Origin of the sequence: Shewanella carassii (assembly GCF_002777975.1) — a bacterium.
Lineage (GTDB): Bacteria > Pseudomonadota > Gammaproteobacteria > Enterobacterales > Shewanellaceae > Shewanella > Shewanella carassii.
In genome coordinates this window covers 209,262-230,213 of record NZ_NGVS01000004.1, presented here as the reverse complement: position 1 = coordinate 230,213, position 20,952 = coordinate 209,262, and the positions used below count along the sequence as shown (strand labels likewise).

Annotated in this window: 23 protein-coding genes; 20 read left to right on the top strand and 3 right to left on the bottom strand. The window is 52.4% G+C overall.

What is annotated here, in order from left to right; all coding sequences use genetic code 11:
• The first annotated feature begins 11 nt into the window (after positions 1–11).
• From lgt to CBE72_RS01835, 7 genes are all read left to right on the top strand, one after another.
• Positions 12–839 carry a prolipoprotein diacylglyceryl transferase gene (gene lgt, locus CBE72_RS01865; protein ID WP_100142040.1) on the top strand — a complete coding sequence of 276 codons (828 nt, stop codon included), beginning with the start codon at positions 12–14 and terminating at the stop codon, positions 837–839.
• Entirely contained in the window at positions 839–1,633 is a 795-nt protein-coding gene (gene thyA, locus CBE72_RS01860) for a thymidylate synthase (RefSeq protein WP_100142039.1), read from the top strand. The genes lgt and thyA overlap by 1 nt, the downstream gene beginning before the upstream one ends.
• A 116-nt stretch (positions 1,634–1,749) precedes the next feature.
• Positions 1,750–2,925: a Na+/H+ antiporter NhaA gene (gene nhaA, locus CBE72_RS01855; RefSeq protein ID WP_100142038.1), complete on the top strand. Its 1,176-nt coding sequence runs from the start codon at positions 1,750–1,752 to the stop codon at positions 2,923–2,925.
• Positions 2,922–3,305, top strand: a complete 384-nt coding sequence (locus tag CBE72_RS01850; protein ID WP_167387629.1) for a hypothetical protein — start codon at positions 2,922–2,924, stop codon at positions 3,303–3,305. Before nhaA ends, CBE72_RS01850 begins: the two co-directional genes overlap by 4 nt.
• Before the next feature lie 16 nt (positions 3,306–3,321).
• A complete protein-coding gene (nhaR, locus tag CBE72_RS01845; protein ID WP_100142037.1) occupies positions 3,322–4,230 on the top strand; it encodes a transcriptional activator NhaR in 909 nt (302 codons plus the stop codon).
• 98 nt (positions 4,231–4,328) lie between these two features.
• Positions 4,329–4,568, top strand: coding sequence for an FAD assembly factor SdhE (locus CBE72_RS01840; RefSeq protein ID WP_100142112.1), 240 nt, complete (start codon positions 4,329–4,331; stop codon positions 4,566–4,568).
• A complete protein-coding gene (locus CBE72_RS01835) occupies positions 4,549–4,971 on the top strand; it encodes a protein YgfX (RefSeq protein WP_100142036.1) in 423 nt (140 codons plus the stop codon). Before CBE72_RS01840 ends, CBE72_RS01835 begins: the two co-directional genes overlap by 20 nt.
• A gap of 16 nt (positions 4,972–4,987) precedes the next feature.
• Here the strand turns inward: CBE72_RS01835 and nadB are convergent, their stop codons facing one another.
• Positions 4,988–6,598 carry an L-aspartate oxidase gene (gene nadB, locus CBE72_RS01830; protein ID WP_100142035.1) on the bottom strand — a complete coding sequence of 537 codons (1,611 nt, stop codon included), beginning with the start codon at positions 6,596–6,598 and terminating at the stop codon, positions 4,988–4,990.
• Between the two features lie 199 nt (positions 6,599–6,797).
• On the opposite strand from nadB, the gene rpoE reads away from it, so the two are divergent.
• The 12 genes from rpoE to CBE72_RS01770 all read left to right on the top strand — a co-directional run bounded on the left by rpoE (position 6,798) and on the right by CBE72_RS01770 (position 16,903).
• Complete coding sequence (gene rpoE, locus CBE72_RS01825; protein ID WP_025010551.1) at positions 6,798–7,376, top strand: RNA polymerase sigma factor RpoE; 579 nt, start codon at positions 6,798–6,800, stop codon at positions 7,374–7,376.
• A gap of 24 nt (positions 7,377–7,400) precedes the next feature.
• On the top strand, positions 7,401–8,021 hold the full coding sequence (locus tag CBE72_RS01820; RefSeq protein ID WP_100142034.1) for a sigma-E factor negative regulatory protein: 621 nt from the start codon (positions 7,401–7,403) through the stop codon (positions 8,019–8,021).
• Positions 8,022–8,030: 9 nt separating this feature from the next.
• The gene (locus tag CBE72_RS01815; RefSeq protein ID WP_100142033.1) at positions 8,031–8,963 is read left to right on the top strand and encodes a MucB/RseB C-terminal domain-containing protein; all 933 of its coding nucleotides are present in this window, start codon (positions 8,031–8,033) and stop codon (positions 8,961–8,963) included.
• A gap of 10 nt (positions 8,964–8,973) precedes the next feature.
• On the top strand, positions 8,974–9,453 hold the full coding sequence (locus tag CBE72_RS01810; protein WP_100142032.1) for a SoxR reducing system RseC family protein: 480 nt from the start codon (positions 8,974–8,976) through the stop codon (positions 9,451–9,453).
• Positions 9,454–9,570: 117 nt separating this feature from the next.
• The gene (gene lepA / locus CBE72_RS01805) at positions 9,571–11,361 is read left to right on the top strand and encodes a translation elongation factor 4 (RefSeq protein WP_100142031.1); all 1,791 of its coding nucleotides are present in this window, start codon (positions 9,571–9,573) and stop codon (positions 11,359–11,361) included.
• Between the two features lie 169 nt (positions 11,362–11,530).
• Positions 11,531–12,445, top strand: a complete 915-nt coding sequence (gene lepB / locus CBE72_RS01800) for a signal peptidase I (protein WP_100142030.1) — start codon at positions 11,531–11,533, stop codon at positions 12,443–12,445.
• Complete coding sequence (gene rnc / locus CBE72_RS01795; protein WP_100142029.1) at positions 12,442–13,125, top strand: ribonuclease III; 684 nt, start codon at positions 12,442–12,444, stop codon at positions 13,123–13,125. Before lepB ends, rnc begins: the two co-directional genes overlap by 4 nt.
• Positions 13,122–14,111 carry a GTPase Era gene (gene era, locus CBE72_RS01790; protein ID WP_039034209.1) on the top strand — a complete coding sequence of 330 codons (990 nt, stop codon included), beginning with the start codon at positions 13,122–13,124 and terminating at the stop codon, positions 14,109–14,111. The genes rnc and era overlap by 4 nt, the downstream gene beginning before the upstream one ends.
• An 8-nt stretch (positions 14,112–14,119) precedes the next feature.
• Positions 14,120–14,845 (top strand): DNA repair protein RecO, encoded by a 726-nt coding sequence (gene recO, locus CBE72_RS01785; RefSeq protein ID WP_100142028.1) that lies wholly within the window; start codon positions 14,120–14,122, stop codon positions 14,843–14,845.
• Positions 14,846–14,957: 112 nt separating this feature from the next.
• A complete protein-coding gene (gene pdxJ / locus CBE72_RS01780) occupies positions 14,958–15,695 on the top strand; it encodes a pyridoxine 5'-phosphate synthase (protein ID WP_071477137.1) in 738 nt (245 codons plus the stop codon).
• On the top strand, positions 15,695–16,075 hold the full coding sequence (gene acpS, locus CBE72_RS01775; RefSeq protein ID WP_100142027.1) for a holo-ACP synthase: 381 nt from the start codon (positions 15,695–15,697) through the stop codon (positions 16,073–16,075). The genes pdxJ and acpS overlap by 1 nt, the downstream gene beginning before the upstream one ends.
• A gap of 288 nt (positions 16,076–16,363) precedes the next feature.
• A complete protein-coding gene (locus CBE72_RS01770) occupies positions 16,364–16,903 on the top strand; it encodes an Mpo1 family 2-hydroxy fatty acid dioxygenase (RefSeq protein WP_100142026.1) in 540 nt (179 codons plus the stop codon).
• A 23-nt stretch (positions 16,904–16,926) separates the two neighbouring features.
• Here the strand turns inward: CBE72_RS01770 and CBE72_RS01765 are convergent, their stop codons facing one another.
• Together CBE72_RS01765 and CBE72_RS01760 are read right to left on the bottom strand one after the other, a co-directional pair.
• Positions 16,927–18,195: an HlyC/CorC family transporter gene (locus tag CBE72_RS01765; RefSeq protein ID WP_100142025.1), complete on the bottom strand. Its 1,269-nt coding sequence runs from the start codon at positions 18,193–18,195 to the stop codon at positions 16,927–16,929.
• A 100-nt stretch (positions 18,196–18,295) separates the two neighbouring features.
• Positions 18,296–19,084 (bottom strand): cytochrome C assembly family protein, encoded by a 789-nt coding sequence (locus CBE72_RS01760; RefSeq protein WP_100142024.1) that lies wholly within the window; start codon positions 19,082–19,084, stop codon positions 18,296–18,298.
• Positions 19,085–19,389: 305 nt separating this feature from the next.
• Between CBE72_RS01760 and ffh the strand changes: the two genes are divergently transcribed.
• Complete coding sequence (ffh, locus tag CBE72_RS01755) at positions 19,390–20,763, top strand: signal recognition particle protein (RefSeq protein WP_100142023.1); 1,374 nt, start codon at positions 19,390–19,392, stop codon at positions 20,761–20,763.
• The last annotated feature ends 189 nt before the right edge of the window (positions 20,764–20,952 follow it).

The following is a 20,952-nucleotide window of genomic DNA, read 5'->3' as shown; positions in this document are numbered from 1 at the left end:
GTCTTTCTGTTATGGCTTTAGAATTTCCCAATATCGATCCCGTGATCGTCTCCTTTGGCCCCTTTGAGCTGTTTGGCCAGACTTTTGAACCGGCTTTGCGTTGGTATGGTTTCATGTACCTGCTGGGCTTTGTGGCTGCCATGATACTGCTCAACCGTATGGCCGACAGATCCAAGGGATTATGGAGCCGTGAGCAGGTCTCTGATCTGCTGTTTTATGCTTTTCTCGGGGTGATCCTGGGGGGGCGCATAGGTTATGTGCTCTTCTACCATCTGGATTACTTTATTGCCGATCCCTTATACCTGTTTAGGATCAGTGAAGGCGGCATGTCCTTCCACGGTGGTTTGATGGGGGTCATTCTGGCCATGCTCTACATCGCCTGGAAACAGAAGCGCAGTTTCTTTGCGGTGGCCGATATGGTGGCTCCGGTGGTGCCCATTGGCCTGGGCGCTGGGCGTCTGGGTAACTTTATCAATGGTGAACTCTGGGGCCGGGTAACTGATGTGCCTTGGGCCATGGTGTTTCCTTCCGGTGGTCCCGAGCCTCGTCACCCTTCACAACTGTATCAATTTGCCCTCGAAGGCGTCACGCTGTTTATTTTGCTGCAATGGTTTAGCAGGCGTAGTCCCAAGACCGGCGCCGTGTCCGGGATGTTTTTGCTCGGCTATGGTATCTTCCGCTGCATAGTGGAAACGGTCAGACAGCCGGATGCTCAACTCGGGCTCTATTGGGGCTTTTTGACCATGGGGCAGATACTGTCAGTGCCCATGATCCTCTTTGGACTCTATCTGTTAATGCGTAATGCGCCGCAGGCCGGCGTGGTGAAGGACAAGCAGTAATGCAGCAATATCTTGATTTAATGCAACATATTTTAGATGCCGGTACCGAAAAAAGTGACCGTACCGGTACGGGAACCCGCTCTGTATTTGGTTACCAGATGCGTTTTGACCTCAGTAAGGGGTTCCCCTTGGTGACCACCAAGAAGTGTCATTTGCGCTCCATCATCCATGAGTTACTCTGGTTCCTGAAAGGGGACACCAATGTTGCCTACCTGCATGAAAATAAAGTGACAATTTGGGATGAGTGGGCCGATGAGGCCGGTAATCTGGGGCCGGTTTACGGCGCTCAGTGGCGCAGTTGGCCAACGCCCGATGGCGGTCATATCGATCAGATCACTCAGGTGATAGAGCAGATCAAGTCGCAACCAGACTCCAGACGTTTGATTGTCTCGGCTTGGAACGTCTCCGAGCTCGACAAGATGGCGTTGGCACCTTGTCATGCCTTCTTCCAGTTTTATGTAGCCGATGGCAAGTTGTCCTGTCAGCTGTATCAACGCAGCTGTGATGTGTTCTTGGGGTTACCTTTCAATATTGCCAGCTATGCCTTGTTGACCATGATGGTGGCGCAGCAGTGCGACCTCGAATTGGGCGATTTTGTCTGGACCGGTGGTGATACCCATCTTTACTCCAATCATATGGAGCAAACGGCGCTACAACTCAGTCGTGAACCCAAGCCTTTGCCGCAAATGAAAATAATCCGTAAACCCGAATCAATTTTCGACTACCGATTCGAAGATTTCGAGTTGTCCGGTTACGATCCTCACCCGCATATCAAGGCGCCTGTCGCTATCTAAACCAGTTTTTTCGAGGAATACTTCGTATATTTCGAGGTATTCCTCAGAAACTTTCGATTATACTTACTTTAATCCATCTACTACACTCAAACCAATTATGTTTTTGGGAGTTTAGTATGGAAAAGGCACTTCGGAATTTCCTGAGCCAGGAGTCTGCCGGCGGTATTCTGTTATTGATTGCTGTAGCTTTGGCTATGGTCCTGGCCAATTCACCGTTAGCCGGTCTCTATCAAGGTTTTTTGGATACCCCGATGCAGTTGCGTCTCGGGGCCCTAGATATCAATAAGCCCTTATTGCTGTGGATCAATGATGGTCTGATGGCGCTGTTCTTTCTGTTGATTGGTCTGGAGGTCAAACGTGAGCTGCTGGAGGGGGCACTGTCCAGCGTTTCCAAGGCATCTCTGCCCACCTTTGCCGCTATAGGTGGCATGGTTGTTCCGGCCGCTATCTATCTGCTGTTTAATGCCAATGATCCTGTGACTCAGGGCGGCTGGGCGATTCCGGCCGCGACCGATATCGCTTTTGCGCTGGGGATCATGGCACTTTTGGGCAACCGGGTTCCAGTGGCGCTCAAGGTGTTTTTGCTGGCGCTGGCAATCATAGATGACCTTGGCGTCATCGTTATTATTGCGCTGTTCTATAGCAGTGATCTGTCCATGATAAGCCTCTTGATTGCCGCCGCTGCCGTCATAGGTTTGGTTACCTTGAATCGCCGTGGCGTGACTGCACTGGGGGCTTATGGCGTGCTTGGGGCCATTCTCTGGGTCGCCGTACTTAAGTCCGGGGTTCATGCTACTTTGGCCGGGGTGATCATCGCCTTCTGTATTCCGCTGCGCGACAAGAAGGGTGGTTCACCTTCCGAGCACCTGGAGCATGCGCTGCACCCTTGGAGCACCTTCTTGATCCTGCCGGTATTCGCTTTTGCCAATGCCGGGGTGGCTTTGGGGGGCATGTCGCTGGAGAGCCTGGTATCGCCTGTTCCTCTGGGTATCGCTTTGGGTCTGTTGCTTGGTAAGCCGATTGGTGTGGTGTTGTTCAGCTTTATCGCGGTTAAGTTGCGTCTGGCAGAGTTGCCCGAGGGGATTGCCTGGCGCCATATCATGCCTGTAGCCGTGATGTGCGGTATAGGGTTTACCATGTCGATGTTTATTGCCTCACTGGCGTTTGAGCATGGTGGCGTTGTCTATAGCGATTTGGCCAGGTTGGGGATCCTGATTGGATCTATGTTGGCGGCAGTCGTGGGCTATTTCTGGCTGTCAAAAGTGTTACCTGAAAAAGGAGAAAAGGAATGAAAACAAGCATAATGGCCGGACTCATTCTGGCGGGCTTAGCCCCTTTGGCTCAGGCGTCACAGATAGAAGCCTGTGTTGCAGACAAGGAAGCGGCCCTGTGTCAGAGTTATCTTGAGGGCGTTGTTGATGGTGCCCTCATGTATAAACCTCAGGCGGTAGGCGCTCGCTTGGACAGTAACGGCTATGAAGCTCGCGCGCTTAAGTATCGGGGAGGAAAGCGTTTTCAGGAAGCCAATCGCAAGTATTGCCTGGAGAGGATCCCGGACAGGGATCAACTGGTTATGGGGATCAGCGAAGCCTTTGAAAGCGGCGAGGTCAAGGATATAGAGACACTACAGTTGGCCGTAAATAATTTGCTGGACTGTCAACGTTTGAAGTAAGGAGTCGGGGCAGCCTATGTCTCATTTGAACTATAACCACCTGTATTACTTTTGGATGGTGCATAAGCAAGGCTCAGTGACCAAGGCTGCCGAGACACTCTGTTTAACTCCCCAGACCATTACCGGCCAGATAAGGACGCTGGAGGAAAGGCTCAAGGGGAGTCTGTTCAAGCGGGTAGGGCGCAACCTGGCACCCACAGAATTGGGCGAGCTGGTATTTCGCTACGCCGACAAAATGTTCAGCCTCTCTTACGAGATGCTCGATGTGCTCAATTATCGCAAGGATGAGTCCATCCTGTTCGAGGTAGGTATTGCCGATGCCCTCTCCAAGGCGCTGGCCAGTCGAGTGTTGATGTCGGTAATCCCGTCCAATAGCTCTATGCACCTAGCGTGTTATGAATCGACTCACGAGAGCCTAATGACCCGGCTCAGGGAACATAAGTTGGATATGATACTGTCGGATTGTGCCGGAGAGTCCCTCAAGTATCCTGAAATTCTCTCCAAGAAGCTGGGAGAGTGCGGTATCGCCTTCTTCTCGGCGCAGGAGTTCAAAAGTGGTTTCCCCGAATGTCTGGAGGAGGGCCCCTTACTGATCCCCAGTCGGCGTACCTCCCTGGGCCAGCAACTCTATCGCTGGTTTGATGAGAAACGTCTCAATGTTAAAATCCTCGGTGAGTTCGACGATGCGGCTATGATGAAGGCCTTTGGCTATTTCCGTAAGGGGATATTTGTTGCCCCCTCTATTTATCAGCAGGATATTCTCGAGCACAACATACGTCTGCTCGGTGAAACCATGGAGATCAAAGAGGAATATCATGTGATGTTTGCCGAACGGATGATCCAGCATCCGGCGGTGCAGCGCTTGTTGGAAACCGATTTTGGTGACTTGTTCGCCGGTCGAGACCTTCAAGTGCAGCAGTTTTGATGCGGGGAGATGATAAAGGCGGATATTCGACAGCGCAGACGCCAGAATGTAAACTTGCGGCAAAACTCTTGATTGGAGCAAGAAAGGTGTCTGACTTGATGAGTACCCCCAGGGTGAAGTGGGCATGTCGCCGTGGGATGCTGGAGCTTGATGTACTGTTTCAACCCTTTGTGGAACAGCATTACGAAACGCTGAGCCCTGACAATAAGGCTCTGTTTGTTCGTCTGCTTGAGTGTGAAGACCCGGAACTGTTTGCCTGGTTTATGGGGCATGAGCAATGTCCGGATCCACAACTGGCACAGATGGTAGTGCGCGTTCGTGGCCGGGCAGCGCCATAGGTTTCAACTCAGTTCTTCCTTCAGCCAGTATCTGAGTCTGATGGTGCTGGCTGCCGTTTGTTTGAGCAGTTTTCTTGTCTGGCCGGCGCTGGATTATCCCTTCTATCTATCGTTCAAATACCTGTGTCTATTGCTAATGTTGACAGGCTTTGGCCTGGCGCTGTGGCGTTTGCATCGCTGGCAACTCTGTTTCTGGCTCAATGAATTGGGTGAGGGACAGTTCGAACCCGGTTCGAGTTTCGAACTCAGTGGCAGACCTTGGGTCAGCCCCTTTGTGGTGACTTTTACCTATCAGGGGAAGGAAAACTGCGGGCGTTGCTGGCTGTTTGCCGATATGTTTGACGACACAGACTATCGTCATCTGTGTCGTCTATTGTTGCTGTGCTCAAAGTCCGCTAACTGAACTCATTTCTACCAAGTTATTCAGGTTGCAGAATGGTAGGCTGCGGGTTGTCCAGTTTCTGTGGGTGATCGATATTGCAGTGCAGGCCGCGGCTTTCCTTGCGGGCCATGGCGCAGCGGATGATCAACTCGGCCACCTGTACCAGGTTGCGCAATTCCAGCAGGTTATTGCTGACGTGGAAGTTGCTGTAATACTCCTGGATCTCCTGTTGCAGCATGGCGCAGCGCCGCAGGGCCCGCTCCAAACGCTTGTCTGAGCGCACAATGCCGACATAGTCCCACATAAAGAGTCTCAGCTCGTGCCAGTTGTGGGCAATCACCACCTCTTCATCCGAGTTACATACTTGGCTTTCATCCCAGGCCGGGATATTGCCGGGCATAACGACTTTATTCAGTTGGCTTTGAATATCGGTCGAAGCAGCGCGGGCAAATACCAGGCACTCCAGCAAGGAGTTACTCGCCAGGCGGTTGGCGCCATGTAGTCCGGTATAAGCCACTTCACCTATGGCATAGAGGCCATTGAGATCTGTCTGACCGTGAAAATCTGTCATTACCCCGCCGCAGGTATAGTGAGCGGCAGGCACCACAGGGATTGGCTGTTTGGTAATATCTATCCCCAAGTCTAGACAGCGTTGGTAAATGGTGGGGAAATGCTTGATGACAAATTCCGGGTCCTTGTGGCTGATATCCAGGTAGACGCAATCGGCGCCGAGGCGCTTCATTTCATAGTCTATGGCTCTGGCCACTATGTCCCTAGGCGCCAGTTCGGCGCGTTCATCGAAGTCTGGCATAAAACGACTTCCATCGGGACGGCGCAGATAGGCTCCTTCACCGCGCAGAGCTTCGGTCAGCAGGAAATTACGAGCATCTGAATGATATAGACAGGTTGGGTGGAACTGATTGAATTCCATGTTGGCTACCCGGCAACCGGCACGCCAGGCCATGGCAATACCATCGCCACTGGCGATATCTGGGTTGGAGGTGTACTGGTAAACCTTGGAACTGCCGCCGGTCGCCAGAGCAACAAACTTGGCCTTGATGGTTTCTACCTGCTCAAGGTTACGGTTCCAGACATAGGCACCCAATACTCGGTTGCCCGGACGGCCCAGTTTACGGGTGGTGATCAAATCTATGGCGTTATAACGCTCAAGCACCAGAATATTGGGGTGGGCCTGGGCCATCTCCTGCAGTGTGGTCTGTACCTCTTTGCCGGTGGCGTCGGCGGCGTGCAGAATACGTCTGTGGCTGTGGCCACCTTCGCGGGTTAGATGGTAGGCGCTGTCATTGATGCTGCCATCGGGGTTTTCTTCCTTATCGAAGGCAACACCGCATTCAATCAGCCATTGCATGGCGGCGCGAGCATTTTCGGCCGTGTAGGTTACCACTGCTTCATCACAGAGTCCGGCGCCGGCGACCAAGGTGTCGGCCACGTGGGATTCTATGGTATCCTCCTCGTCGAAAACCGAGGCTATGCCCCCTTGGGCATAATAGGTTGAGCCTTCGTTGAGAGGACCTTTGGAGAGTAAAATGACTTTGGTTTTTTCAGCCAGGTGAAGGGCGAGAGTCAAGCCCGCTGCACCACTGCCTATGACCAGGACGTCAGATTGGTGTTCAACTACTTGTTTCATCGGGTATCATGAGATGTGACTGGGGGTTCGGTTATGGTAAACCAACTCGCAAGGGATGGATACAACTCAGCTCAGGATATTCACAGTACATTTTTTGCAAAACATCAGAACTTTTTCGAAGCACGCTAGTCTACATAAGTGAATATGATTCGAGCGACTGAGAAATCAGCATTATAAGATTTGGGAGAAGTCGGCTCGGATGAGTGGACAAACAAGTGATCAACAACTGGTTGAGCGCGTACAACGTGGCGATAAAAACGCTTTTAACCTGCTGGTACAGAAGTATCAGAGTAAGGTCATCAATCTGATATCCCGTTATGTACGGAATCAGGCCGATGTAGCAGACGTAGCGCAAGAGGCTTTTATCAAGGCTTATCGGGCGTTACCTAATTTTCGCGGTGAGAGTGCCTTTTATACCTGGTTGTACCGAATAGCAGTAAATACGGCCAAGAATCATCTGGTGTCACAGGGGCGCAGAACACCTGCGAACGATGTTGATGCCGATGAAGCCGAATTTTACGATGGCAGCGATGCCCTGAAAGAGTTCGCCTCCCCTGAGCGGTTGATGCTTTCAGACGAGATAAAGAAGACTGTCTTCGACACTCTCGAATCGCTGCCGGAAGAGTTAAAGATGGCTATCTCCTTGCGTGAGCTTGATGGTATGAGCTACGAGGATATTGCCAATGTGATGGATTGCCCTGTCGGTACTGTGAGATCTCGCATCTTTCGCGCCCGGGAAGCCATCGACAAGAAGCTCCAGCCTTTGCTGGAAAGATGACCCTTTAATAGAGACAGGTGAGTAATGGATAAATTAGGTCAGGAGTGGGTTTCTGCGGCAGTGGACGGCGAAACCGACGCTCAGACGCTGGCAGAACTGGCTGGTGACACTGCTTCTCACGACAAGTGGCGTAACTACCACCTAATTGGTGATGCTATGCGTGGCGAGTTGCCCTCAGCTATCCCCTTGGATCTTTCCGCTAGTATTGCGGCCGCTATCGACAAGGAACCGACAATTGTCGCACCTGTCACCTCAACCCCGGTATCTGTGGCCGATGAGCCCCAACGTCAGGTTGCCAGCGGTGGTAGAGTGATCCCCATGTTCAAGCAGTTTGGCCAGTATGCTATTGCGGCCACCGTTGCCATGGTTGCCATAGTCGGCGTTCAGAATTACAACCAGACTCCCGAAAGCCAGGATCCTGCATCCCCCGTGCTTATTACCCGTCCTTTGGTAGGCAGCGCCTCACCCGTTAGCCTGCAAACCGGACCGGTTCAGCAACCTCAGGGGTATACCAATGAGCAGTTGATTGAGCAGCGTCGCCGGATCAACAGCTATATTCAGGATCATATGTTGCAACAGAGATTGAATGCCGGTGTGGTTATGGATAACAATAACGAGGTCGTTCCTGTTCCTATGAATCGTTAAGGAAATCTCTTGCGTCTTTTCCTCTTGGCCATTCTGGCCTTTGCTTTTCCTGCCTTAGCGCAGGATGATATGTCCGCCAAGGTCTGGCTTGAAAAAATGAGTCAGGCCTTGCGCGAGAAAGAATACAAGATTTCACTCATCCAACTTCAGGCCGATAATATTCGGCCTTTGGTATACCTGCACGGTAAAGTCAACGGCGAAGAGGTAGCCTTCCTTGAACACCTCAATGGCCCGCCGAAGAATGCTGTCCGTGTCGGTAATACAGTGACCTTTATTGAACATGACCAGCCCGCCTACAGCATTAAGGCCAAGCGTATTCAAGGGGTAATGCCAGCGGCCTTCTTCGGTGACAGCGGCGATCTTGAAGCCGGGTACCAATTGGTGCTGGGGGGGCGCAGTCGTATCGCTGGGCGTCCCGGACAGATGATCCGCATTTTGCCCAATGATGAATTTCGTTACGGTTTCCAGGTGTGGTTGGATATGGAAACCTTCCTGCCGCTGCGCTATGACATGCTGAATCAGGATAAACAACTGTTGGAACAGTTGTTGGTCATCGAACTGATAGAACTGCAAGAGACCGCGCCTCTGTTGGTGGAAGCCTATAAGCAGGAATGGCCGGCAGTCATGAATCTGTCAGAACGTGAAGATGGCCAGAACTGGCAGTTTGAATGGTTACCCGCCGGTTTCCAGGTGGTGGTTCGCGATCATCATCGCCTGATTGGCAGCCATGAGCCGGTGGAATACATAGCCCTGACCGATGGCCTCAGCAATATCTCCGTCTATGTTGCCCGCGCAGGTGACGCGCCCATGCCGGAAGAACTGATGACCCGTAATGGCCTTTCTATGGCCGCCGACCGAGTCGGTAATTTGGAAGTGGTTGCCGTTGGTAAGGTGCCGACACAAACGCTTATCCGTATCGCTTCGGGTCTAAGGCTGGAGTGAGGGCTGAATTATGATGGAGCAGGTGGCTAAGGTCGTTGGCACAGACAGCGATGGTTGGGTCAAGGTGCAGGTGGAGTTGAAGAGTGCCTGTAATCACTGCTCCAGCAGCGAATCCTGCGGCACCTCGGCTGTTGCCAAGGCGTTTGGCAGCCGGCTACAGGAGTTTTCCCTGCCCAGCACTGAAACTTATCCCGAAGGCACTCTATTGCGCTTAGGCTTGCCTGAAAGCGTAGTGCTCAAGGCGGCATTGTTGGTTTATATGCTGCCTTTGGCCGGGTTGTTTCTAGGCGGGCTGCTGGGACGATTTGTTGCCTCGCTCGCCGGTTTCAATACTGATGGCGGCGCCATCTCTCTGGCGATCGCCTTTGCCTTGCTGGCTTGGTTACTGGGTAAGTCTCAAGCGCGCAGCATTGAAAGTCAGGCTCAGCCCGTCATTCTCGCCAATCTGGGCCAAGCCATGGAAACGGCTTCAGAAAGCAAGTGCCACTAACCCCGTCATCGCCACAAAGGCTCAAAGTGTGAATCTAATTGGTATTGGCCCCGCAATCGGGTACAATTTCGCACCTTTAAGCACAGTCTCCCATTAGAATTTAGTCATTGCAGCATAATGAAACATATTAGAAACTTTTCGATTATTGCCCATATCGACCATGGCAAATCTACCCTCTCAGATCGCCTGATCCAGGTTTGTGGCGGCTTAACCGACCGTGAAATGGCTGCTCAGGTGCTGGATTCAATGGATCTGGAGCGCGAACGTGGTATCACCATCAAGGCCCAGAGTGTTACGCTCGACTATAAGGCCAAAGACGGTGAAACCTATCAGCTGAACTTCATCGATACCCCTGGACACGTTGACTTCTCCTATGAAGTTTCCCGCTCGCTGGCGGCTTGTGAGGGAGCATTGCTGGTGGTTGATGCCGGTCAAGGGGTTGAAGCCCAAACTCTGGCGAACTGTTATACCGCGCTGGAAATGGATCTGGACGTTGTTCCTGTACTCAACAAGATTGACCTGCCACAGGCTGAACCCGAGCGGGTGGCGGCCGAGATTGAAGATATAGTTGGCATTGAAGCCAAAGATGCAGTGCGCTGCTCTGCCAAGACAGGTATCGGCATAGACGAAGTGCTGGAAACCATAGTGGCACAAATCCCACCACCGGAAGGTGACCCGGAAGGGCCGCTGCAGGCACTGATTGTTGACTCTTGGTTCGACAGCTACCAAGGGGTTGTGTCCCTGGTGCGGATCAAGAATGGCGTGCTCAAGAAGGGCGATAAGTTCAAGGTCATGAGCACAGGCCAGACTTACAACGCCGACAAGGTGGGGATCTTCACTCCCAAGCAGAAAGAAAAAACTGAACTGAGAACCGGTGAAGTAGGCTTTGTTATTGCCGGTATCAAAGAGATCCACGGGGCCCCCGTGGGGGATACCCTGACCCATGCCAAACACGGCGCGGAAAAACCGCTGCCGGGCTTCAAGAAAGTGAAGCCTCAGGTATACGCTGGTGTGTTCCCCATCTCTACCGACGACTATGAAAACTTCCGTGATGCGTTGAATAAACTGAGCTTGAACGATGCTTCACTGCAGTTTGAGCCGGAAAACTCCACGGCTCTGGGATTTGGTTTCCGTATTGGTTATCTGGGACTTCTGCATATGGAGATCATCCAGGAGCGATTGGAGCGGGAATATAACCTGGATCTGATCACCACGGCACCGACTGTAGAGTATGAAGTTGAGCTGACCAATGGCGATGTTGTCTATGTGGATAACCCATCGGAGTTGCCGGCACTCAACTATATCGAGGAGATGCGTGAGCCTATCGTCGAAGCCAATATTCTGGTGCCCAAAGATTACCTAGGCAACGTGATCACTCTGTGTGTTGAAAAGCGCGGTGTGCAGAAGAATATGGTTTACCACGGCAACCAGGTAGCACTGACCTATCATATTCCGGCGGCCGAAGTCGTGATGGACTTCTTTGACAGGCTTAAGTCCACCAGTCGTGGTTATGCTTCGCTTGAGTATAACTTTGTCTACTTCCAAGCGGCCGACATGGTGCGTTTGGATGTGTTGATCAACGGCGACAGAGTCGATGCACTGGCGATGATCATCCACAGGGGCAACATACGCCACCGTGGTATCGCTCTGGTGGAGAAGATGAAAGAGCTGATCCCGCGGCAGATGTTTGATATTGCAATTCAAGCCGCAGTGGGCAGTCAGATTGTGGCCCGTTCGACCGTGAAAGCACTGCGTAAAGACGTAACCGCTAAATGTTACGGTGGTGACGTTTCCCGGAAGAAGAAACTGCTGCAGAAGCAGAAAGAAGGTAAGAAACGGATGAAGCAGCTCGGTAACGTGGAAGTTCCACAGGAAGCCTTCCTGGCGGTATTGAAACTGAACGAGTGATCCTGTGGCGCCGCGGCGCCCAAGATAGCAACATCTCATTTGCGCCGCATTTTGCGGCGCTTTAGTTAGTTTAAGGGGAGACCTGTCCCTGGAACGGCAAATATGGGTAAACTAACTAAAGCTGACAAGACTTATTCTAATTTAATACAAGGCAGGAGTTAATTAACCAATGGCAGCCTATTTTTCCATTATTCTGGTGCTGGTGACCTTGGTCAGTGGCCTTATTTGGGCACTCGATGCCTTTGTGCTGGCCCCCAAGCGTCAGGCTAAACTGGCACTGGCCCAAGCGCAAAATGGCACCCTGACCGATGAAGTCACTGAAAAAATCATCCAGGAGCCAGGTTATGTGGAAACCTCCAAGTCCATTTTCCCTGTGATAGCCTTTGTGCTAATCCTGAGATCTTTTTTGTACGAGCCGTTTCAGATCCCGTCCGGCTCCATGATGCCAACCCTGCTGGTGGGAGACTTCATTCTGGTGGAAAAATTCAGCTATGGCCTGAAAGATCCTGTATGGCGCAATAAGCTGGTGGAAACCGGCGAGCCGGAGCGCGGCGACATCATAGTATTCAAATACCCTAAAGATGAACGGGTCGATTACATCAAACGGGTTATCGGTTTGCCAGGCGATAAGATCATCTATCGCAACAAGGAACTCTATATTCAGGAAGCCTGTAAAGAGCAACAACCTTGTCCAGGCCCTAAACTGGTATTGAGAGTGCCAGTCAATAAAGGTGAGTTCCAGGATGATGGCGTGGATCTGCTGCGTTTTCGCGAGCAACTGGGTGAGGTGACTCACGATATTCTGATCAACCCGGCCCGCCCTGAGCCATCGGCCTTCTATTACCGTGAGCCAGGCTTTGCCCAAGGGGAGTTTGTCGTACCTGAAGGTCACTACTTTGCCATGGGCGATAACCGCGACAACAGTACCGACAGCCGTTTCTGGGGCTTTGTACCCGAAGCGAATCTGGTAGGTAAGGCTGTGGCAATTTGGATAAGTTTTGAGTTTGAGCGCCAGCCTCAGGATTGGTTACCTACCTGGGTGCCAAGCGGTGTGCGTTTTGAGCGTGTAGGTGGTTTGAAGTGAGAGAACCTGTGAAGAATTTTGCCCGTCTGTGTCGTACTCTGGGGTATGAATTCAATAACATGGCACTGCTGGAGCAGGCCATGACTCACAGAAGTGCGGCCAACAAGCATAACGAGCGGTTGGAGTTTCTCGGAGACTCTATTCTGTCGATAGTGATTTCCGATGCCCTGTATCATCAGTTTCCCAAGGCGACCGAAGGCGATCTCAGCCGGATGCGTGCGACCTTGGTGCGCGGTGATACCCTGGCGATAATTGCCAAGGAGTTTAAGCTGGGTGACTATCTGACCCTGGGTCCAGGCGAGCTCAAGAGTGGCGGTTTTCGCCGCGAATCCATTCTCGCCGATGCAGTGGAGGCCATCATAGGCGCCATCTACCTGGACTCTGATCTGGAAACCTGTCGACCACTGCTCTTGAGCTGGTACCAGCAGCGACTGAAGGCGATTCAACCCGGGGTCAGCCAGAAAGATGCCAAGACCCAGCTGCAGGAATATCTGCAGGGTTATAAGAAACCTCTGCCTGAGTATAAAGTGGTGGCGGTTTCCGGCGAGGCGCACGATCAGACCTTTACCGTAGAATGCCGTATCGAAGAGCTGGAACAAGCCGTATCCGGCACCGGCAGTTCACGCAGAAAAGCCGAGCAGCAAGCCGCTGCTGGGATATTGGAGTTACTGAAAAAATGAGTAAGACCCCAGAGGTACCGGCCCAGGAGCCGAGCCTGGATGAACTGCTGGCCAAGATGAACCAGCCGTCACCGACACCCGCCTATGACGTCACTTATTGCGGTATGGTGGCCATAGTCGGTCGCCCCAATGTCGGCAAGTCCACCTTGCTCAACCGTTTGCTCGGCCAAAAGGTGAGTATCACCTCCCGTAAGCCGCAAACCACCCGCCACAGGATCATGGGGATCCACACCGAAGGCCCATCGCAGATAGTCTTTATCGACACCCCTGGATTGCACATAGAGGAAAAGCGCGCCATCAACCGTTTGATGAATCGCGCCGCCGCCAGCTCGCTGGCCGATGTCTGCATGGTGATCTTTGTGGTCGATGGTCTCAACTGGACCGCCGATGACGAAATGGTGCTCAATAAGCTGCGTCATGGCGGCAATGAGCGCAAGACAGTGCTGGCGGTGAACAAGGTCGACTATATCAAGGATAAAGAGACACTGTTTCCGCACCTGGAAGCCCTGGGGCAGAAATATGCCTTCGATGAAATTGTGCCCATCTCAGCCAAATCGGGTACCAATGTCGGCCGCTTGATGTCGCTGGCGAAAGAATCACTGCCCGAGAGCGTGCACTATTTCCCGGAAGACTATATTACCGACCGTTCACAACGCTTTATGGCTTCTGAAATCGTCCGTGAAAAACTGATGCGTTTTCTCGGTGATGAGCTGCCTTATGATGCCACGGTGGAAATCGAGCAGTTCAAGATGATGGAGAATGGCGTCTATCAGATCAATGCGCTTATTCTGGTTGAACGTGACGGTCAGAAACGCATGGTGATCGGCAAGAAGGGTGAGCGAATTCGTACTATCGCCACCGAGGCCCGCAAGGACATGGAGCAGTTATTTGATAACAAAGTGTTCCTGGAGGTCTGGGTCAAGGTGAAGTCGGGCTGGGCCGATGATGAACGTGCCCTTCGCAGTCTGGGTTACGGCGAAGACTGAGGCCGACTATGCTGCGAGGCTATGTGCTGCACGCCCGGCCCTATCGGGAATCCAGCATGTTGTTGAACCTGTTGGTGGATGGCCTTGGTCGGGTCGACGCCGTTGCCAGAGTCGGCAGTGGCAAGCGCTCGATAAAGAGCATAGTGCAGCCGTTTCAGCCGCTGCTGTTCCAATTGACTGGCCGCAGCGACCTCAGAACCCTGACTCAAATTGAAAGTGCGTCCCCGGCAGTGCCCCTGTCCGGGGACGCTTTATATGCGGCCATGTACCTCAATGAACTCTTGGTGCGGGTACTGGGCAACCACCAGAGTGGCGAAGCGCTGTTTTTCAGTTATCATCAGAGCCTGCTGGCGCTGGCCAAGGGCTTTGAGCAGACAACACTGCGCTATTTCGAGCTCAGACTCTTATCCGAGCTTGGTTGCATGCCCTCATTGGTTAAGGATGCCGATGGCGCCGATATCCAAGCCGATGGCTGCTACAGATTTATTCCCGAACAGGGGTTTATTCCCTTTGTTGGTGATGCCAAGCGGCAAGAGGCGCTACCGGGAAGCACTCTGTTGGCATTGGCAGAAAATCGCCTTCAGCAAGAGGATTGGCAAGCCGCCAAAGCCTTGACCCGGCAATTGCTCCGGCCACTGCTCGGCGATAAGCCACTGCTCAGCAGGCAGTTGTTTGCCCGCCGGGGGGGAAATTTGCCAAGGGAGCCACAGCCGCAAAACCGAGGGGATAAATGAGCTCTTCAGCCCGCTTTTTTCAAATGCTGCCGTTACAATGGGCAGAGAATAGAAACTGCTTTTATACCGCCGAACAGGCCGGTGCATTCCAGGAATTATCAAGGAGTTACAGATGAATCGAATCTTGTTAGGGGTGAACATAGATCATATCGCCACCTTGCGGCAGGTGCGTGGCACCCATTACCCGGATCCTGTGCATGCAGCGGCCGTGGCAGAGCACGCCGGCGCTGAGGGGATCACTATCCATCTGCGTGAAGACAGACGCCACATAGTGGATCGCGATGTCTATCTGCTGGCCAAGACGCTCAAGACCCGGATGAATCTGGAAATGGCGGTCACCGAAGAGATGCTGGATATCGCCTGTGAGGTTAAGCCTGCCTATGTTTGTCTGGTGCCGGAAAAACGTGAGGAGCTTACTACAGAGGGCGGTTTGGACGTTGCCGGTCAGCAGCCGAAAATCGCCGCGGCGGTTAAACGTCTGGCCGAGCAGGGCATTAAGGTATCACTCTTTATCGATGCCAACCGCGAGCAGATAGATGCCGCCGTTGCCGTGGGGGCGCCCGTGATAGAAATTCATACCGGCCGCTACGCCGACGCCCACAGCGCTGAAGAGGAGAGCGAGGAGTTGGCCCGTATCACGGAAATGGCTGCCTATGCTCATGGCAAGGGCTTGGTGGTCAACGCAGGGCACGGGCTGCACTATCATAATGTGAAGCCGATAGCGGCCATTCCCGAGCTGCATGAGCTGAATATCGGCCACGCCATCATAGCCAGGGCGGCGATAGACGGCCTGGACAAGGCGGTCAGAGATATGAAGCAACTCATGCTGGAAGGTCGCAGAGGCGAGTAATGGCTGTGCTGGGACTGGGAACCGACATAGTGGAAATCGCCCGCATTGAGGCTCAGTTGGCACGGGGCGGCGATAGGCTGGCCAAACGGGTGCTGACCGAGGCCGAATATGCCCGCTTTGAGACGTTAAGCGAACCGGCGCGATTTCTGGCCAAGCGCTTTGCGGCCAAGGAAGCGGCTGCCAAGGCGCTGGGAACTGGAATTGGCCGCGGAGTCTCGTTTCAGCATATTCATATCAGCAACAATGCCGATGGTGCGCCCCAGCTTGAATTCAGTGATGGGGCGCGCCAACGCCTGGAAACACTGGGCGCCAAGCGGGCACTACTGTCCATTGCCGATGAACGTCACTATGCGGTGGCGACGGTTATCTTAAGCGACTAGCACAACTAAGCCTTGTCTGTTACTAAGAGCTTTGTCCAAGTCTGCCAGGCTATCTGTTTGTCAAAGTACAGTTTTGTCAAAGCATGAGAGGAGCTGAGAGGCTCCTTTTTTGATGGCGTTGTCACTGGTTAATTGTTGCGGTACTCTCAAACCATCAGGTGTATTAATCGCATCTGAGTACAGGCACTGATCTGAAGCTCAAGTATATGGGCCTGCACCGGAGTCAAATAGACACTCGAGGTCCCTGCTTGGCGGGAGGAGAATAATAACAAAACCAAGGAGAGCGTCATGAAGTCGGCTGTTGAACAGTTGTCCACCTATAAGAGTGTGCATCTGAACCCTACCAATATCAAAACTCATTTTATCGGTATCCCATTGATTATCTGGTCAGTATTTTTAATGCTGTCGTTGTGGCGCCTGCCTTTTTCAAGTGGTACTCTCAGCGTCGCCATGTTGCTGGCTGTTGGGGTGATGCTTTATTACATCAAGCTGCATTGGCGTTTGGCGCTGGGACTGGCGCTGTTTATCCTGCCGGTGATTCTGACGACCGAATGGCTCTATACCCTGGGCTATGCCAATATCTGGTTGGGTATAACGGTTTTCGTCATAGGTTGGATATTCCAGTTTATCGGCCACAAGTATGAAAAGGCCAAACCGGCCTTTATCGATGATCTCAATCAGCTGCTTATAGGCCCCTTTTTCCTGATGGCCGAAGTGTTTTTTATGCTGGGGCTGGAAGGTGAGTTGGATAACACCATAACCGCGATAGCCCGGGCCAAACGCCGGGCACTGGAAGCCGCCAAACGGGCAGCCAATACTGCCCAATGACTCAGCTCAAAGCGGGTTGAGTTTCAAGATGGGCGATAAAACTGCGGCATGATCCGCACTGTCTTGATCATGTTGTCGGCCACTTCCACCACTTCCATCGGGTAACCCGCGAGCCTCAGGCTGGTATTGGCCTGGGGTATCTCTTCCAGATATTCCAGGATCAAACCATTGAGGGTCTTGGGGCCGTCGGTGGGGAAGTCCCATTCCATCTCTTTGTTGAGATCGCGGATATTGATGGTGGCATCGATCAGGAAACTGCCATCCTGCTGCGGGGTAATATCTTCGCTGGGAGTGGTGACCATGGAGGTGGTAAAGTCGCCGACGATTTCCTCGAGAATATCTTCCAGCGTCACCAAGCCTTGAATATCACCGTATTCATCCACCACCAGGCCTATGCGTTCCTTATTGTGCTGGAAGTTGGCCAATTGCACGTTGAGCGGTGTACCCTCGGGAATAAAGTACAACTCTTTTACAGCCCTAAGCAGGGAAGATTTACTGAACTGTTCCTTGGATTGTAGCCTCAAGGCATCACGCAGATGCACAAAACCCACGGCATCATCTATGTTGTCACGATACAAGAGTACCCGGGTATGCGGGCTCTGAATAACCTGCTTGTTGATGCTTTTGAAGTCATCATTGATATTGATGGCATAGAGCTCGGAGCGGGGCACCATGATGTCTTCCACAGTGACCTTTTCCAGATCCAGAATCGACAGCAACATCTCTTGGTGGCGTCTTGGGATCAGGGCCCCGGCTTCATGCACTACGGTGCGCAGCTCTTCCTGGCTCAAGGCGTCATCGGCTCGGATGGAGCGTATGCTCATCAGCCTAAGGATAAAAGAGGTAATAATATTAACAATCTTGACCAAGGGCAGAAATAACCACAATAACCACTTGAGAACCAGGCTGGAAGGGAAGGCGATACGTTCGGGATGTAGTGCCGCCACAGTTTTGGGCGTCACTTCGGCAAACACCAAGACCACGAGTGTCAGTACCCCGGTGGCGATGGCTAACCCCAAGTCGCCCCAGAGACGGATCCCTAAAATAGTGGCGATTGAGGAGGCCAGGATATTGACCAGGTTATTGCCTATGAGGATCAGGCCAATGAGTTTATCTGGACGCTCGAGTAGTTTGATGGCGCGTTTTGCACCTTTGTGGCCATTGTTGGCCAAATGGCGTAACCGGTAGCGGTTGAGGGTCATCATGGCGGTTTCCGAACCGGAAAAATACGCCGAAATCAGGATTAACAGCAGTAGAATTATCAGGAGTATGCCGGTCGATATATCGTCCAAAAAAGGGGCCCCGTCAGGAATAGCGAATGTTAGTAAATACTGGCAATTGCATGGAGTGTCAAGTCAGGCAAAGGTCTAGCCCTGCCTGACTCGGTTCAGATTAGTTCAGGATCAGCTCTTTGACGATGCGGGCGCCAAAATAAGCAAGGGAGAGCAGGCTGGCGCCTGTGAGACTGTAGATCACCGCACTGCGGATACGGCAACCCAGGGTATACTGCTGCCACAGCATGGCGATATAAACGAACCAGGCCAGAATGGAAAGTACCGCCTTGTGCCCCTTGCCATCGGCAAACATATCATCGAGGAAGATAAAGCCGGTGGCCAGTGATAGACTCAGCAGAATTACCCCTATGATAATCAGGTGGTATAGCTGTTTTTCGACCGTCATCAAAGGGGGTAACGCCGGACTCAACATCAGCTGCTTTTTCTTTAGCTTGTTCTGAATAAAGGCTAATTGGATGGCATAGAGTGCCGCTATCATCAAGGCACTGTAGGCCATCAGCGACAATACCACATGAACCAACACTTCGGGGTGCAGTTCAAAATGGGTAATGTATTTGGGTGGCAGTAGCCATAACAGGGAAACGGATATCACAGAGCAGGCATACACAACTGGCACCAAGACGATGACCTTGATACGGGAAAGCACCAAGGTGAATGCCAAAGCGATGATCCAGTTCACCATGGATATCACATTGGTCAGGCTGAAATTCTGGCCATCGGCGGTAAAGATCGCCTGGTATAGAGCTGCGGCGTGCAGTATCACACCCAAGGCGGCAAAACCGGCCACGGCGCGGCGGTTGGGCCCCTCAACGTGAAACAAGCGGCTTGTCACTAATATCAGCGCTATGCTGTAGAAAAACATCGCGGCAGCAGAGAGAATGACCATCTGGGATTAACCTATCCTTATGTGTAATTAGCCTCTGTGGGCAGTTTCAGAAAAACTTGCTTGCGTTAGAATAACATGAGCTACTGGCAATTGGGCAGTGACCCAGACGACAAAATTATGCAGTTCCCGACAGTTAGTGCATAAATTGCGACAATTGGTTCCCATTCATCTTGGGACAAAATATTCATTTGCACCTTGATAAGTGCCGATTTAACCCCATCTTGAGAACAAAGCTGCATTAATACCCTAGCATAGTTATAATACGCCCCATCATTTTACATTCATAAACGGTATAGAACTGGACGATGTTTGAGAATCTCACCGACAGATTGTCCCGCACCCTGAAAAATATCAGTGGTCGGGGTCGCTTGACTGAAGAGAACGTGAAGGACACCCTGCGCGAAGTTCGTATGGCACTGCTGGAGGCCGATGTGGCCCTGCCAGTGGTGCGGGAATTTGTCAGCAGCGTCAAAGAACGTGCCGTTGGCCAGGAAGTGGCCAAGAGCCTGACCCCAGGGCAGGTGTTCGTCAAAATTGTTCAGAGCGAACTGGAAAAAGCCATGGGGGAGGCCAATGAGGCCCTCAACTTAGCCGCTCAGCCGCCTGCCGTATTGATGATGGCCGGTCTGCAGGGCGCGGGTAAAACCACCAGTGTCGCTAAGCTGGGTAAGTTCCTGCGTACCAGACAGAAGAAGTCAGTGCTCGTGGTCAGTGCCGACGTATACCGTCCGGCGGCGATCAAGCAGCTGGAAACCCTGGCCAATGAAGTCGAAGTCGAATTCTTCCCATCGGACGTTAGTCAAAAACCGGTGGATATCGCCAATGCCGCCATCGATTACGCCAAGCGTAAGTTTATCGATGTTGTGATTCTGGATACCGCCGGTCGTCTGCATGTGGACGAGGCGATGATGGATGAGATCAAGGCGCTGCACGCTGCGGTCAAGCCGGTTGAAACCTTGTTTGTGGTCGATGCCATGACAGGTCAAGATGCGGCTAATACCGCCAAGGCCTTTAATGAAGCGCTGCCGCTGACCGGGGTGATCCTCACCAAGGTGGATGGTGATGCCAGAGGCGGTGCCGCCCTGTCCATTCGTCACATCACAGGTAAACCGATTAAGTTCCTGGGTGTGGGTGAAAAAACTGATGCCCTCGAGCCTTTCCATCCAGACCGGGTCGCTTCCCGTATTCTAGGGATGGGTGACGTATTGTCGCTCATCGAAGAAGTTGAGCGCGGTGTCGATAAGGAAAAAGCCCTTAAGCTGGCCTCAAAAGTGAAGTCCGGCGGCAGTTTTGACCTGGAAGACTTCCGTGAGCAGCTGCAACAGATGAAGAATATGGGCGGCATGATGGGGATGCTGGAAAAACTACCCGGTGTCGGTCAACTGCCTCCCGATGCTTTAGCGCAGGTACAAAACGGTAAGCTCACAGGTCAAATGGAGGCTATTATTAACTCCATGACGCCGGATGAGCGTAAGCGCCCGGACATGATCAAGGGCTCACGAAAACGCCGCATCGCCGCCGGTTCAGGCACTCAAATTCAAGATGTAAACCGCTTGCTGAAGCAGTTTACCCAGATGCAGAAAATGATGAAAAAAATGTCTGCCAAAGGCGGCATGCATAAGATGATGCGCGGCCTGGGAGGTATGCTGCCTCCGGGAATGAAGTTCCCCGGTCGCTGATACAGAATAACCTTACCAGGAAGGTGAAAACCTTCCTTAGCTATTGTCCCGCTTGGGATAAGCTGTGAATGGGCGTTGTAAAATTAGCCGGGATCGGTTGCAATCGCCCGAAAGTCAGGTAAAATCTTCCGGCTTTCTATCTGGGACTCTTCGCGAACACGGGGTTCCAGTTTTTATTTTTGCTGAAAA

What these genes read in the sequence shown, in the direction of transcription:
- lgt (WP_100142040.1), top strand. Translation starts at nt 12, where the DNA reads ATGGCTTTAGAATTTCCCAATATCGATCCCGTGATCGTCTCCTTTGGC.
- thyA (WP_100142039.1), top strand. Translation starts at nt 839, where the DNA reads ATGCAGCAATATCTTGATTTAATGCAACATATTTTAGATGCCGGTACC.
- nhaA (WP_100142038.1), top strand. Translation starts at nt 1,750, where the DNA reads ATGGAAAAGGCACTTCGGAATTTCCTGAGCCAGGAGTCTGCCGGCGGT.
- CBE72_RS01850 (WP_167387629.1), top strand. Translation starts at nt 2,922, where the DNA reads ATGAAAACAAGCATAATGGCCGGACTCATTCTGGCGGGCTTAGCCCCT.
- nhaR (WP_100142037.1), top strand. Translation starts at nt 3,322, where the DNA reads ATGTCTCATTTGAACTATAACCACCTGTATTACTTTTGGATGGTGCAT.
- CBE72_RS01840 (WP_100142112.1), top strand. Translation starts at nt 4,329, where the DNA reads ATGAGTACCCCCAGGGTGAAGTGGGCATGTCGCCGTGGGATGCTGGAG.
- nadB (WP_100142035.1), bottom strand. Translation starts at nt 6,598, where the DNA reads ATGAAACAAGTAGTTGAACACCAATCTGACGTCCTGGTCATAGGCAGT.
- rpoE (WP_025010551.1), top strand. Translation starts at nt 6,798, where the DNA reads ATGAGTGGACAAACAAGTGATCAACAACTGGTTGAGCGCGTACAACGT.
- CBE72_RS01820 (WP_100142034.1), top strand. Translation starts at nt 7,401, where the DNA reads ATGGATAAATTAGGTCAGGAGTGGGTTTCTGCGGCAGTGGACGGCGAA.
- CBE72_RS01810 (WP_100142032.1), top strand. Translation starts at nt 8,974, where the DNA reads ATGATGGAGCAGGTGGCTAAGGTCGTTGGCACAGACAGCGATGGTTGG.
- lepA (WP_100142031.1), top strand. Translation starts at nt 9,571, where the DNA reads ATGAAACATATTAGAAACTTTTCGATTATTGCCCATATCGACCATGGC.
- lepB (WP_100142030.1), top strand. Translation starts at nt 11,531, where the DNA reads ATGGCAGCCTATTTTTCCATTATTCTGGTGCTGGTGACCTTGGTCAGT.
- era (WP_039034209.1), top strand. Translation starts at nt 13,122, where the DNA reads ATGAGTAAGACCCCAGAGGTACCGGCCCAGGAGCCGAGCCTGGATGAA.
- recO (WP_100142028.1), top strand. Translation starts at nt 14,120, where the DNA reads ATGCTGCGAGGCTATGTGCTGCACGCCCGGCCCTATCGGGAATCCAGC.
- pdxJ (WP_071477137.1), top strand. Translation starts at nt 14,958, where the DNA reads ATGAATCGAATCTTGTTAGGGGTGAACATAGATCATATCGCCACCTTG.
- acpS (WP_100142027.1), top strand. Translation starts at nt 15,695, where the DNA reads ATGGCTGTGCTGGGACTGGGAACCGACATAGTGGAAATCGCCCGCATT.
- CBE72_RS01770 (WP_100142026.1), top strand. Translation starts at nt 16,364, where the DNA reads ATGAAGTCGGCTGTTGAACAGTTGTCCACCTATAAGAGTGTGCATCTG.
- CBE72_RS01760 (WP_100142024.1), bottom strand. Translation starts at nt 19,084, where the DNA reads ATGGTCATTCTCTCTGCTGCCGCGATGTTTTTCTACAGCATAGCGCTG.
- ffh (WP_100142023.1), top strand. Translation starts at nt 19,390, where the DNA reads ATGTTTGAGAATCTCACCGACAGATTGTCCCGCACCCTGAAAAATATC.